The organism is Marinomonas spartinae (genome assembly GCF_900089775.1).
Classification (GTDB): Bacteria; Pseudomonadota; Gammaproteobacteria; order Pseudomonadales; family Marinomonadaceae; genus Marinomonas; species Marinomonas spartinae.
Genome location: NZ_FLOB01000016.1, coordinates 24,772 through 37,789 on the forward strand (window position 1 = coordinate 24,772; position 13,018 = coordinate 37,789).

12 protein-coding genes and 1 pseudogene are annotated in these 13,018 nt (G+C 43.9%); 5 read left to right on the top strand and 8 right to left on the bottom strand.

Annotation, left to right across the window (positions count from 1 at the left end):
* Positions 1-39 precede the first annotated feature (39 nt).
* Positions 40-291: pseudogene (locus tag MSP8886_RS22715) on the bottom strand (ABC transporter permease family protein); the annotation flags it as partial.
* A gap of 15 nt (positions 292-306) precedes the next feature.
* Positions 307-678, bottom strand: coding sequence for an ABC transporter permease subunit (locus tag MSP8886_RS22625; protein WP_245659157.1), 372 nt, complete (start codon positions 676-678; stop codon positions 307-309).
* A 396-nt stretch (positions 679-1,074) separates the two neighbouring features.
* On the opposite strand from MSP8886_RS22625, the gene MSP8886_RS19670 reads away from it, so the two are divergent.
* The 5 genes from MSP8886_RS19670 to argE all read left to right on the top strand — a co-directional run bounded on the left by MSP8886_RS19670 (position 1,075) and on the right by argE (position 5,695).
* The gene (locus tag MSP8886_RS19670; RefSeq protein ID WP_067020041.1) at positions 1,075-1,989 is read left to right on the top strand and encodes a LysR family transcriptional regulator; all 915 of its coding nucleotides are present in this window, start codon (positions 1,075-1,077) and stop codon (positions 1,987-1,989) included.
* A gap of 170 nt (positions 1,990-2,159) precedes the next feature.
* Positions 2,160-3,419 carry a flavin-containing monooxygenase gene (locus MSP8886_RS19675; RefSeq protein ID WP_067020043.1) on the top strand — a complete coding sequence of 420 codons (1,260 nt, stop codon included), beginning with the start codon at positions 2,160-2,162 and terminating at the stop codon, positions 3,417-3,419.
* 33 nt (positions 3,420-3,452) lie between these two features.
* On the top strand, positions 3,453-3,845 hold the full coding sequence (locus tag MSP8886_RS19680; RefSeq protein WP_067020046.1) for a RidA family protein: 393 nt from the start codon (positions 3,453-3,455) through the stop codon (positions 3,843-3,845).
* A 13-nt stretch (positions 3,846-3,858) separates the two neighbouring features.
* Positions 3,859-4,533 (top strand): DUF1028 domain-containing protein, encoded by a 675-nt coding sequence (locus tag MSP8886_RS19685; RefSeq protein ID WP_067020050.1) that lies wholly within the window; start codon positions 3,859-3,861, stop codon positions 4,531-4,533.
* Positions 4,526-5,695 carry an acetylornithine deacetylase gene (gene argE / locus MSP8886_RS19690; protein WP_067020053.1) on the top strand — a complete coding sequence of 390 codons (1,170 nt, stop codon included), beginning with the start codon at positions 4,526-4,528 and terminating at the stop codon, positions 5,693-5,695. The genes MSP8886_RS19685 and argE overlap by 8 nt, the downstream gene beginning before the upstream one ends.
* 23 nt (positions 5,696-5,718) lie before the next feature.
* On the opposite strand, the gene pyrB is transcribed toward argE, so the two are convergent.
* From pyrB to MSP8886_RS19720, 6 genes are all read right to left on the bottom strand, one after another.
* Positions 5,719-6,771, bottom strand: coding sequence for an aspartate carbamoyltransferase (gene pyrB, locus MSP8886_RS19695; protein ID WP_067020057.1), 1,053 nt, complete (start codon positions 6,769-6,771; stop codon positions 5,719-5,721).
* Between the two features lie 114 nt (positions 6,772-6,885).
* Complete coding sequence (locus MSP8886_RS19700; protein WP_067020061.1) at positions 6,886-7,971, bottom strand: serine/threonine-protein kinase; 1,086 nt, start codon at positions 7,969-7,971, stop codon at positions 6,886-6,888.
* Complete coding sequence (locus MSP8886_RS19705; protein ID WP_067020065.1) at positions 7,968-9,023, bottom strand: serine/threonine-protein kinase; 1,056 nt, start codon at positions 9,021-9,023, stop codon at positions 7,968-7,970. The genes MSP8886_RS19700 and MSP8886_RS19705 overlap by 4 nt, the downstream gene beginning before the upstream one ends.
* 2 nt (positions 9,024-9,025) lie before the next feature.
* Positions 9,026-10,120 carry a PP2C family protein-serine/threonine phosphatase gene (locus tag MSP8886_RS19710; protein WP_067020068.1) on the bottom strand — a complete coding sequence of 365 codons (1,095 nt, stop codon included), beginning with the start codon at positions 10,118-10,120 and terminating at the stop codon, positions 9,026-9,028.
* 683 nt (positions 10,121-10,803) lie between these two features.
* Complete coding sequence (ssb, locus tag MSP8886_RS19715) at positions 10,804-11,556, bottom strand: single-stranded DNA-binding protein (RefSeq protein WP_067020071.1); 753 nt, start codon at positions 11,554-11,556, stop codon at positions 10,804-10,806.
* 31 nt (positions 11,557-11,587) lie between these two features.
* On the bottom strand, positions 11,588-12,946 hold the full coding sequence (locus MSP8886_RS19720; RefSeq protein WP_067020074.1) for an MFS transporter: 1,359 nt from the start codon (positions 12,944-12,946) through the stop codon (positions 11,588-11,590).
* Positions 12,947-13,018: the final 72 nt, after the last annotated feature.

Genomic DNA, 13,018 nt, shown 5'->3' on the forward strand with positions numbered 1-13,018 from the left:
TTTTCCCCTTGTCACATCTAAGTAGTTTTCGAGTTGTTTTAATAAGAAATCAAACACTGTCACAATCATGACGTAATAAGCCGCTACCGCCGCCATGGTTTCCAACACCAAAAAGTTCTGGGTATAGAGACGTTGGCCCACCATTAAAATTTCGGTTAAGGAAATCACTGAGACCAGAGACGTCAACTTCACAATCGAAATGTATTCGTTTGTTAAAGCCGGTAAGGCAACTCTGATAGCCTGCGGAATCACCACCAGCCACTGAATACCGACAAAGCGAATGCCCAACGCTCTGGCCGCTTCCCCCTACCCTTTCGGAATAGAGAGCAAGCCACCACGATGAATTTCAGCAATATAGGCACTTTCACACAGCACCATGGCAATCAATCCCGCCCAAAAAGGACTCGCCAGAACCGTGCTGCTAGCGGGAAAAATCTGCGGCATGTTATAAACAAAAATGAGCAAAACAAGAAGCGGTAAACTGCGAAACAACCATATATAAATTTTCGCTGGAACATTAAAAAGTACAAAACGAGACTGTTTTCCAAGTGCTAAAACAAAGCCGAATACAATACTTAATAGCCAGCTGGCCAAGCTGAGTTTTATCACCGTCAAGCTTGCCCACCAAAAATCCGCTAAGCGAAATAAACTGAAAAAGTAATTCCAATCAAACGTCATAGAATGGCGACCTGTCTTCATAAGTGAATAAGAGCGAACTCTCAAAATGTGTGCCATCACTATGTAGGGAGATCTAGACGCCTAGCAATTATTATTTTTTTCTCTTCTAGTTTTAAAAAAACTATCTAAGCCACTCGCATCATAATAAAGCACCCTTTCATCTACTAACCTAAATAAATACAAGTACTTTTATACATCGCACCAAATGAAAACAAAAAACCACACCGAAATGGTGCATAAATTTAATTTATCGACGTTACTTTTTTAATGACTTTATTAGGAAAGACTTCTATCTATTGGAGAAATAGAAGGTTAACAATCAGATGGCATACCGCTTGCAATATAAAAACTATAAACTAATCAAAATAAACAATAATTTTTCTATAGGTACTGTCTATGCGGTATTTCACCTTAAAGCAGCTCTACTATTTTGCAACGGTCGTCGAAACTGAAAGCATTGCAGAAGCGTCTCGTAAATTGCACATCGCCCAACCCTCTATATCAATTGCCATCAAAAATCTTGAGGACTCCTTCGGGCAGCAGCTTTTGATAAGACATCACGCACAAGGGGTTTCGCTAACACCCAGCGGTCGACGATTTTATGATAAGGCACGAGAGCTACTCAGACTCTCCCATGAGTTTGAACAAAATACACTGGCGGCAAGCGACATCGCCAGTGGCAAAATCTCCATTGGGAGTTTTGAATCGGTTGCGCCTCTTTACATTCCAAAATTGATCGCGGGCTTTAAACAGCAGTACCCGGATATAGAAATTCAACTGCACGATGGTGAACAGCATGAAATCATGGTGGGGTTACATCGGGGTCAATTCGATCTTGCTTTCTTATATGACCTGCAACTGGATAATTCGATTCGCAAAGAAACCTTAAATGCGCCACATAAGCCTTATGCACTTCTGCCTGCCAAGCATCCACTGGCACAAAAACGCTCGGTGACGCTGGCTGAGCTAAGCCGCGAACCGATGGTTATACTGGATGTTATCCCCAGCCGAAATTATTTTTTAAGCCTGTTTACCGAGAAAGGTCTGCATCCAGAGATTGCGTACGCTTCCCCCTCTATAGAAATGGTCCGCTGCATGGTGGGACAGGGACAAGGATTTTCTGTGCTGGTTACCAAGCCCTGCACCAATATTACCTACGACGGTCAAGAGCTGGCGTATCTTGATATTGAAGATGAAATGGAAAGCTCAACCTTAATCATGGCGTATTTGAAAACCAATGAACCGACCCATCCTGCACGCTTATTTATGGATTATTGCCGCAGTGTCGATCTTGATAATAAGGAAGAGTAAATAGAACAAACACAAACATAATTCGATGAGCAAATTAAAAGCATTTTATACCATCGATATTTTTTCTATTTAGATCGTATATTTATAATATTTTACTGTCTTTATTCACTGCCATAAGCTGAGTTCATCCCTTTTGGGCAATTAACATCCGGCAATAAAGGCATTTACACATGACAGTGACTATTACAGACATCGACACACTGGTTGTCGGGGCAGGCCAAGCAGGTATTGCCATGAGCGAGCACTTAACTCGCCAAGAAGTACCGCACATCGTACTCGAGAAAAACCGTATTGCCGAAGCATGGCGAAGCCATCGATGGGACTCCCTCGTTGCAAATGGCCCCGCATGGCATGACCGCTTCCCTGGCATGACATTCCCTGGTGCTCACCCAGACAGCTTTGTCTCAAAAGACAAAGTCGCTGACTATTTCCAAGCGTATGCCCATAAATTTGATGCCCCTGTCAAAACGGGGGTTGAAGTCTTTAGTGCGGTCCGAGATGAAGGTAACGGCGGTTTCATCATCGAAACATCAGAAGGCTCCTTTAAAGCGCAACGTATTGTCAGCGCCACTGGACCGTTTCAAATTCCGACCATTCCATCCATTGCGCCGACCGACCCTGAGCTCTACCAGATTCATTCTGCAAAATATTATAACCCAGAGCAGTTACCTGAAGGTGCCGTATTGGTCGTGGGAGCAGGGTCTTCCGGCGTACAAATTGCGGATGAACTAAACCGTGCCGGCAAACAAGTTTTTCTTTCGGTAGGACCTCATGATCGACCACCTCGTAGCTATCGAGGCCGTGACTTTGTTTGGTGGCTTGGCGTATTAGGGTTATGGGACGCGGCAGCCAATGAGCCAGGCAAAGAGCATGTCACCATTGCCGTAAGCGGTGCAGAAGGCGGCAAAACCATCGACTTTCGAGAGTTAGCATCACAGGGGCTGAATCTTGTTGGTCGCACCAGTGCATTTGAAAATGGCAACGTATACTTTGATGGTGATTTGGCAAAGAATATTCGTGCAGGTGATGATAACTACCTTTCTCTGCTAGACCGCGCAGACGAATACGTCGCTCGCCACGGTCTAGATTTACCTGAGGAACCAGACGCTCGGCACTTCCTAGCGGATCCTGAGTGCATGACCAACCCAACCACTAAGCTAAACCTGAAAGCGGCGGGCATCAATACGATTATTTGGGCTACGGGTTACACCACGGATTACAGCTGGCTGAAGGTTAATGCCTTTGATGAGAACCATCAACCTAAGCACCATCGCGGTGTTTCCAGCGAGGCCGGTGTGTACTTTTTAGGCTTACCTTGGTTATCACGTCGTGGTTCTACCTTTATCTGGGGTGTTTGGCACGATGCAAAATACATCGCAGACCAAATCGTGATTCAACGCCAATACCAGTACTATCCAAATAACGTTTAGAGGCCACCATCATGCCGACACACACGAATTCGCATGTTTAACACTAAAGAAACCTATCCTAATCAATCACTTGATAATGATTTATGCCAAGCCGTTGTGGCGGGTAATACGGTATATGTTCGCGGTCAGGTCGGTACCGATTTTGAAGGTAATCTCATTGGCCTAGGGAATCCGCAAGCACAAGCGGAGCAAGCCATGAAAAACGTCAAGCAGCTGCTCGAAGAAGCGGGCAGTGATTTGTCCCACATAGTAAAAACCACCACCTACATTACCGACCCACGCTACCGCGAACCCGTTTATCGCGAAGTGGGCAAATGGCTAAAAGGCGTTTTTCCCATTTCAACAGGCTTGGTAGTGGCTGGCTTGGCGCAACCACAATGGCTCATGGAAATCGATGTCATTGCCGTAATACCAGAGAAGAAGTAACTAAGGAGAGAATATGACTATATCTATTACCGCGTTCTGCCCAGAGAGCGGACAACTGGGTATTGCAATCAGTTCTTCCAGCATTGCAGTAGGAGCTCGCTGCCCTTGGCTGTTGTCTGGAGTGGGGGCGGTTTCCAGCCAAAACATCACGTTGCCTGCACTAGGACAAAAAATTCTAGTGCGCATGGAGACAGGGCTCACACCGGATCAAGCCTTAAAAGCATCACTATCAGACGATAAGTTCAGCGCCTATCGTCAAGTAGCAGTCATTGATACCCATGGACAAACAGCCTGTTTTAGCGGCACCGAAACCCTAGGCATCCATCATATGGTAAAAGGTCACCACTGCGTGGCGGCGGGTAATATGCTGTCTCAGTCAAATGTAATTGACGCTATGATACAGGCCTTTGAAGCCAGTTCCGGCGAATTAACAACCCGTTTGATTGACGCACTTACCGCTGGCATCAATCAAGGTGGCGAGGCTGGACCAGAACATTCTGCTGCCGTAAAAGTGGTGGATGACTATACATGGCCAATTGTTGATTTACGTGTCGATTGGGCAGACGAAGACCCTGTCGGGGAACTTAGCAAGCTATGGCAAGATTACGAACCACAAATGCAAGCCTATGTTACTCGAGCACTAGACCCTAGACAGGCCCCTAGTTACGGAGTACCGGGGGATGAGTAGTCCTGCCTCCCACTCTATTCGGGATATCCTGAGTCAATTACTCCGCTTTGATAGCACCAGCCGAGAATCGAATATCGAGCTTATTCAATTTATTCAACACTATCTTAACGCGTTGAATATTGACTCGACGCTGATTTTTAACACGGAGGGCACCAAAGCGAACCTTTACGCTCGCCTTGGTCCCCCAGGAAATGGCGGTGTTATGTTATCAGGCCATACGGATGTGGTGCCTGTTGATGGACAGAATTGGTCTGTTCCGCCTTTTCAACTCACCAAGCAGGACAATAAATACTTTGGCAGAGGCAGTGCTGACATGAAAGGCTTTATTGCCTGTGTGCTGCATGTCATCCCTTTATTCCAAGAAAATCAACTCACCCTCCCCCTTCATCTGGCTTTTTCTTACGACGAAGAAGTCGGCTGCTTAGGGGTTCGTAGCCTTATTGAACACTTGCGAGCCTCTCCCGATAAACCCGCTATGTGTATTATTGGTGAACCCACGAACATGAAGCCCGTTTATGGTCACAAAGGGAAAATCGCCATGCGCTGTAAAGTACATGGCCATGCTTGCCATTCCGCTTATACCCCTGAAGGCGTCAATGCCATTGAGTATGCGGCTAAGCTCATCAATAAAGTAACCGAACTTTCTACTCCGTTAAAAGAGGAGCAAGATGAGCGCTTTGATCCACCTTATAGCACATTACAGACAGGACTAATTCAAGGAGGAGCCGCACTCAATATTGTGCCGGAGTTCTGCCAATTTGATGTCGAAATGCGTTATCTACCAGAAAGCAATGCCAAAGCTACTTTTGAGACACTACAGCACTACGCTTCCTCTTGCTTAGAGCCTGAGATGCAACGCATTCATGGGAAGTCCAAGATCCAGTTTGAAACGCTTGCGACGTACCCTCCTTTACTGACAGACCCACAATCCGACTTTGCCCAATGGTTAGCAAAATGGAGTAACAGCGCTGAATTCGATACCGTCGCATTTGGTACAGAAGGCGGGCTATTTGATGAAGCGGGTGTTGCCACCCTAGTATGTGGCCCAGGCAGTATGGAGCAAGGCCACAAACCGGACGAGTTTGTTCAAATTGATCAATTAGAACAGTGTAAAAACATGCTCACCAATCTGTGTGAATGGATGAGTGACCAAACACTTTAAACAAAACATCAAATATAACCCTATTACTTGGCAGGGTTTCGCTCATAAAAAGCCGCATCCTGGACGCCCGTGTAACGAGGAGTGAACCACTTAGCTTCCTGTAAGCTATTCTGCACGTGATCAGCCACGCCCATCACGGAGGCGAAAAGCGCCATACGAATAGGCACACCGGCATCGGTCTGACGAAAGATGGCTAAACGTGAATCTGAGTTCAGGTCATCCGACAGGTCGTTTGCTCCTTCACGACTGTCCCGGGGCAAAGGGTGCATAATCAAGGTATTGGGAGAAGCAAAACGCTCAAACAACGCCGCATCAATACGAAAGTTGCTGGAGTAGTTTTCTGCTAATTCATTCTCAGGAAAACGCTCTTTTTGCACTCGGGTTGTGTAAATCACATCCGCTTGCCTCAACGCCTCACCCACGTTCTGAGTTTCCTCCACGTCTATGGTTTGCTTTGCGAGCATATCTCTAAGGTTCTCCGGCAATCGTAAGTTTTCTGGCGACAGAAAAATCAATTTACGAGGCGAAAAACGCACCAATAGTTTCACCAGAGAATGAATCGTACGGCCAAACCGCAGATCCCCTGCCAACACAATCACGCTTTTCTGCAAACAACGATCTGTTCGTTGCAACTCCCGCTCTAACGTATACAAATCAAGCAAGGCTTGCGTGGGGTGTTCACCAGCACCATTACCGCCATTGATTACGGGAACATAGGTTTGTGCAGCAATGTCATAAATTGCCTGCTCCTCAGGATGGCGAACAACGAGAATATCCCCATAGCCACTCACGACACGACTGGTATCTTCAAGGGATTCCCCCTTGGCAATGGAAGAAAAGGAAAAGCCCGTTGTGCTGGAAACCGATCCACCAAGGCGCATAAAAGCCGAATCAAAGCTAAGACGAGTACGGGTACTTGGCTCAAAGAACAAACTGCACAACATCGCCCCTTCCAATATACGAGTATACTTTAACCCCTTCGCTACTGGCTGAAGGAGATCCGCCAGCTCGAACAATCGATGAAGATCGTCATTATCAATACAGTCACAACTTAGAATATGCTTACCCGTTAACATCTTAGGCTCCTTATAAGCGCTATGAATGAAAATGAAACCATTTTTTATATCCAAAACTCATCATTTTAGATATAAAAAAAGCCTCAAATAATTTGAGGCTTTTTGACTTTTTCCTTAGAACTCAATAGGTCGATCTTTGAGCTTTACCACCGGATGGGCTCGTTGATTTGGCTGACCAGGGTACTTTGAATATAAAACTACTGAATCGACTTCAAGCCTACTATTTCCATAAATACTTGATTTACTTACGTAAACATCATGATCGCCCCCTTTCGCAAAAAAACTATAACCACTTTGAAAGGTCCGCGTTATTCTACCTTCATATCTGTCCCCAGATTGGTAACATAAATCCTGACACGCACTAACTAGCTCTGTGGACGTTGGCCTCTTAGAAGGGTCGTACTCCAAACATCTATCTACTAGCCCTTGCAATTCCTTTGATAATGCTGAAAATTGCGGATTACTAGTCATAAATAGTGGCCATGGCTGCCGGTTCTTGGTGCTCACATTTACAGCAGCTTCCAAATATACTCCGAACGGGAAGTCTCCTGTCATCAGCTTAAACATCATTGCGCCTATAGACCAAATATCTATTGCTTCAGTAAGATCAATATTCGGCTTCCTAAACATCATCTCTGGAGCCATAAATGGAAGAGCTCCTCTTACAGTTCCTGATGTAGAGCGCGTCATATCTCCTGACCGAGCTTCTTCGGAAAATACCTGTTCTGTAAAAGTAGCAATGCCAAAGTCTGTTATCTTAAGACCTGTTACCCCAACACCTTTCGTAACCATTATATTACTAGGCTTTAAATCGCGATGTATCACACCTTGAAGATGAGACGCTTGAACACCTTTTGCTAATAAATGAAAGACCTTTGCTGACATATGAGGATCAAAATATTCATATAATGAAGCTTTATCCTCAAGAGTCCCGCCATCAACTAGCTCTTCAATTAAATAAGCTTCACCAGAGTCCTCGAAGTAATCCAATGTTTTTGCTACATTGTGATGATTTACTCTCGCTGCGATAATCGCACTATTCTTGAACTTTTGATCTTTTTGAGTTTCTTGAGGCGTTTTCAGGGCCACCAATATATCAAGTTTAGTATCCAACGCACGATATACGTGTTGCATACCTCCCGACCCTATATGCTCTTCAATTTTATATCTACCACCCACCAATTGACCTGAATTAATCATACAACCACCTCTGGGTTTGATATATCAAATGTCACAAATGCTCGGCTTTGTGACTTTGATGACTCGAAAGTCAATACTGACGATTCAGGGAGCGCCCTACCAACGGTAGCAATTTGGTTATTAACCCTAACACACCCACTTATATGAGTAATTTTGAAGTCATACCCATCATATTCGATCGAAATTGATGTAGGATCATTTTGAAGCCCAATTTTTGTGGATCGTTTACTACTATCGACATATTTTTGTTCATCCCCAATAATAAAAAGCCCTGTATGCCGTCCTTTTAGAAGATACCTTCTAAGACATATTTCAACATTTTTCATACTAGGACGCATAGCGGGATCATAAGAAAGACATTGCTCAATAATATCGACCACCTTCGAATCCACACCAGAAAGTGACTCTCTTATTTTTCCACCTCGAATATATTCTAAAGGAGGCAACTCACACAATTCTTGAGGAAGCTCTTTATTAGCTAACACCAAAGCAGTTATAGCAAATGCATATACATCAACCGCTTTTGAAAAATTAGATGATCCCGCTCCCCAAAGCTCTGGAGCCATAAATACAAATGTCCCAACAACCCCTTTGGTCGCAGCGTTTGATTGCGATCTAGACAGACCAAAGTCGAAAATCTTAATCACACCATCTTCATTCATCCGAACATTATTAGGCTTTAAATCCCGATGAATAATTCCGTGATTGTGAATGTCGACTAGACCACATGCAATTTGCCAAAGATGATGAATGAGAACGTCGGAGCCAAGTTCATCATAATCTAATTCAGAAAGATCTTTCCCCTCAATGAACTCTAAAACCAATCCTTCTCGACCTTGAATGTTTATTACGTCATAGAGCTGAACAACGTGCTTGGAACGTAACTGCATCAATGCTAACTGCTCATCCAAAAAGCGTCTTTCTTCAACCCCCGCCTGTAGAAATTTTATTGCAACCTTGCGATCTAAATGAAGATCCTTGCTAAAAGCAACCTCCCCCATACCTCCAAAATTAGAGATTTCACTAAGTGGTTCATATCTATATTCACTCATCTCTAACTCTCCGTATCTTCATCATCCAAGCTTATTATTTTAAGTTGTTGCTCTTCTTCAGTATTTTTCCTTTTACGTGTTTTTCTATATGTCCTAGTTACTTTACTCTTCGATACTACAGAAGTTTTATCAGAGACTTTATCATCAGGTGAAGGTTTGACATCCTGTGATTTGTCTTTTTTAAAAGGCTGACGAGCCCTTTTTTCAATAACCTCCATAGAGACGTCTGAATCATGACTACTTTCAGAGTCAACATTAATTGACTGTTCAAATATAAAATTAGAAACACCAAAAGGGTCAAATAGTGTCGCAACGGTGCTGTCAGAACTACATTCCTGAAAGTCGAATGCATCTAGATCAATAGCACATATAGATGCATTATCAGGCCCTCCACACCATCGAGAAATAGCAATCAGCCTTTCAACAACCTGAATTGCATTATCTGCTTCCGCCACAATATCTGACAGAGTATTTGGTTCAATGAAATGAATCCCATCAGTCATCAAATATGCATGAAGGTAATTATCATCTAAAAATGATATATGTGGCTTTATACCCTCCCCCATACCGATAAACTGCAGTAAATCCCTACCATGGCTTCCAAACGCTTCAGCTAAAGAATCATCTACACTCAATCTTACAACCTCATGAGAATCGCTCTTCTTAGCATAAATTCGACTATCACCAACATTAACAGTCATGCCCATACCATCACTGTTAATAAGAAGTGCAGACAAAGTACTTCCACCCCGGCTCTTAGTAAGCGCATATACAGTTTCATTTGCAAAAACTACAGCATCTTTAAGAAAGTGCTCTGGACCAAGTTCAACGTTTTCTAATGCTGCTGAAAAAAATGAAGAAAGGGCAATTACCGCGGACTCTTCACCATCTTTCATACCACCCATTCCATCAGCAACAGCAATTAAATAGTATTTTGAGCTCTTGGATCTGAAACTAAGAGCTGCTACACGATCTTGATTTTCACGCCTTTTTAACCCTAAATCAGTAGCTAATGCTACAGTACTATTATTGAACGCTACCATTTTTCGGCCAATAGTACTTCTCGAAAAATGGCTTTTAAGGTACTTTTGAAACATAGTCTATGTCCTATAGCCCTATAAACAATTATTGCTTTTGATATCACAATAGAGATAGCAACGCCGAAATCCCAGCATAATTAATGCTAACACTATAGACATATATACCGCATTTAAAAAAACTTATATATTCTTTAAATACCAACCCTTATGTGGACGTTTAGCCTAGCAGCTTCAGGCAAGGCTCCCTTTTATCAAGCATCCTGATATCCTCAAACTCTTGAGTAATTTTGCTATAACTAAGCAGAACATGCTGAGAAACCTTATTCGCATTTAAGCGAGCTGCAACAGGTCAACAAAAAAATATCCATATCAGTTTACTTTGCTATTTATCCAAAATATTGAGAATAGCAGGCATCGTTTTTTCGATAACTATTTTCTTTGGCATTACATGCCAACCAACAAACTAGCTCTCTTGCATAGTAAATTGTTTCTGATCCAAAGTTCGTTTAATCGGACTTAGGTCTTGCTCAGAAGAAATACGAATCACAGCACCATCCTCGAGCTCACCTGACTGTATCAATTTTCGTATCGTCCTGATATGTGATCAGAACCAGCTTAGTACACTTTAAAAACAATTAATCTAAGTCATTAAACAAGCAATGGTTTTCTACACTTAAAAATAAAAAAGGCCTCTAAAATAGAGACCTTCAGTTAAAATTAACATTTTTTAAACGCGTAACCTAGAACGGGATATCATCGTCGAAATCGTCAAAATTTGGCGCTTGTTGCGGCTTTGGTTGCTGAGCAGGCTGCTGTGGCGCACGCTGTTGTGGTGCTGGTTGCTGTTGTGGCGCCGGTTGAGACGGAGCTTGTTGAGGTGCATTACCCCAGCTACCAAAAGACTGCGGTTGCGCTTGTGGCGCCGCTGGCTGATGCGCAGGTTGCTGTGGTGCTTGACCATACCCACCTTGCTGAGGTGGTTGGTTAAAACCACCGCCCTGAGGAGCATGTTGTGGTGCGGACTGTTGCGGTGCTGCAGGCTGCTGTGGCGCTTGACCATAACCTTGTTGAGGTGCGTTATTAGAATAACCACCTTGGCCACCTTGCATAGAATCGTAACCACCACTTTGCTGACCGGCATTGTCACCACGACCGTCTAACAATTGCATTTCGTTCGCAACGATTTCGGTTGTGTAGCGTTTAATGCCATCTTTTTCCCACTCACGGGTACGCAAAGAGCCTTCAACATAGACTTTAGAGCCTTTTTTGATAAAGTCGCCTGCGATTTGACCCAAACGATAGTTACCACGATCCATAAACGCGACACGATGCCATTCGGTGCGTTCTTGCATTTGGCCCGTTTGACGGTCTCTCCAGCTCTCGGTTGTCGCGATGTTGACGTTTGCAACCGCCGCTCCAGAAGGCATAAAACGGACTTCGGCATCGTTGCCTGCGTTCCCGATCAAGATCACTTTGTTAATTCCACGTGCCATGAGGCTCTCCAACTGTTATTCATTATGTTCTTTAGATATTGGCTTGAGGTGCGAGACGTTTTAGGGCCTCTTTATCAAGTCTCTTTTTGTCTATTTTAAGATAAGCCGTTAGCTCATCTTTAAAAATTTGCATGTCTTCTACGCCTTCCACTTTAGCAAGCTGATCGGCCAAGGCATCTAGTGCGCCATCATCACCGTCCGGCAAACTAAACGCCATGCTGCTTAGCTGACGTGGAGCTGGCTGCATAAAGCACACGGCTGTCCATAACATCAATACAATGCCGACAACATCAAATAATGTACTGTTTGAGTAATGCTGCAATATCCAACCGCCACCGATCCCTCCTAAAAAAGAGCCAAGAAATTGGTGAGTCGAAAACACACCCATTGCCGTGCCTCGGTAACCAACAGGAGCTTGCTTACTAATCAAGGATGGTAAGGTCGCTTCAAGGGTATTAAAACCAACAAAGTAGCACCACAATAGTAGACCAAACACCCATAGATGGGGGGCCCATTGTAATAAAATAGCACTCAGTCCCAGCATCAAAACCACGCTAAAAACAACGGCCTTCATTTTGCCTTTTGCTTCAGCGATGATCACTAATGGTACCATACCTACGAAGGCAAAACCCATTACTCCAAGGTAAAGCCAGCTATGATCTGCCAACGGCAAACCAAAGCGCTGAATCAATAAATGTGGCACGGTAATGAACAATGCCGTTAAGCTGGCATGCAGCAATAACACACTGATGTTAAGGAAGCGCAGCTTACTGTCTTTAATCACACGCCCAAGCGCTACCAAACTGGGCGTTGTGTCACGTTTAAAGGTATGTTGAACAACGTTAGGAACAACAAACAAAATCAAGGCTATGCCAAGGAAAGAAAAACCGAACGACAAGTAAAACAAGCCAGACAAACCTACTAAATCAAATACCCATGGTCCCAGCACTAACGAAATCATAAAAGAAGCCCCAATACTCACACCGACCATCGCCATGGATTTGGTGCGGTTCTTCTCTCTAGTGACATCACTCAACAAAGCCATTAAGGTACTGGCTATCGCCCCAGCGCCTTGTAATGCACGACCAACGATAAGTACATGTATGCTGGTTGCATTCGCACAAATCAAACTGCCCAATGCGAACAACAGCAAACCGATAACAATGACACGCTTACGACCAATTCGGTCAGACCACATACCCATTGGTATTTGCAATATGGCTTGGGTGAACCCATATATACCAATCGCAGTACCAATCAAGGCGGCATCGGCTCCTTGTAGACCATCTGCGGCCACACTGATGACGGGCATAATGAGAAATAAGCCTAGCATTCTAAAGAGATAAACAAGCGCTAGGGCAAGAACAGATCGACGTTCAAGTGCATCCATAAGGAGATTCAACCACTCAACTTAGGTTTAAGAAAAAGGAAAATGTCAATATTACAAAAATTAACGTTGAAG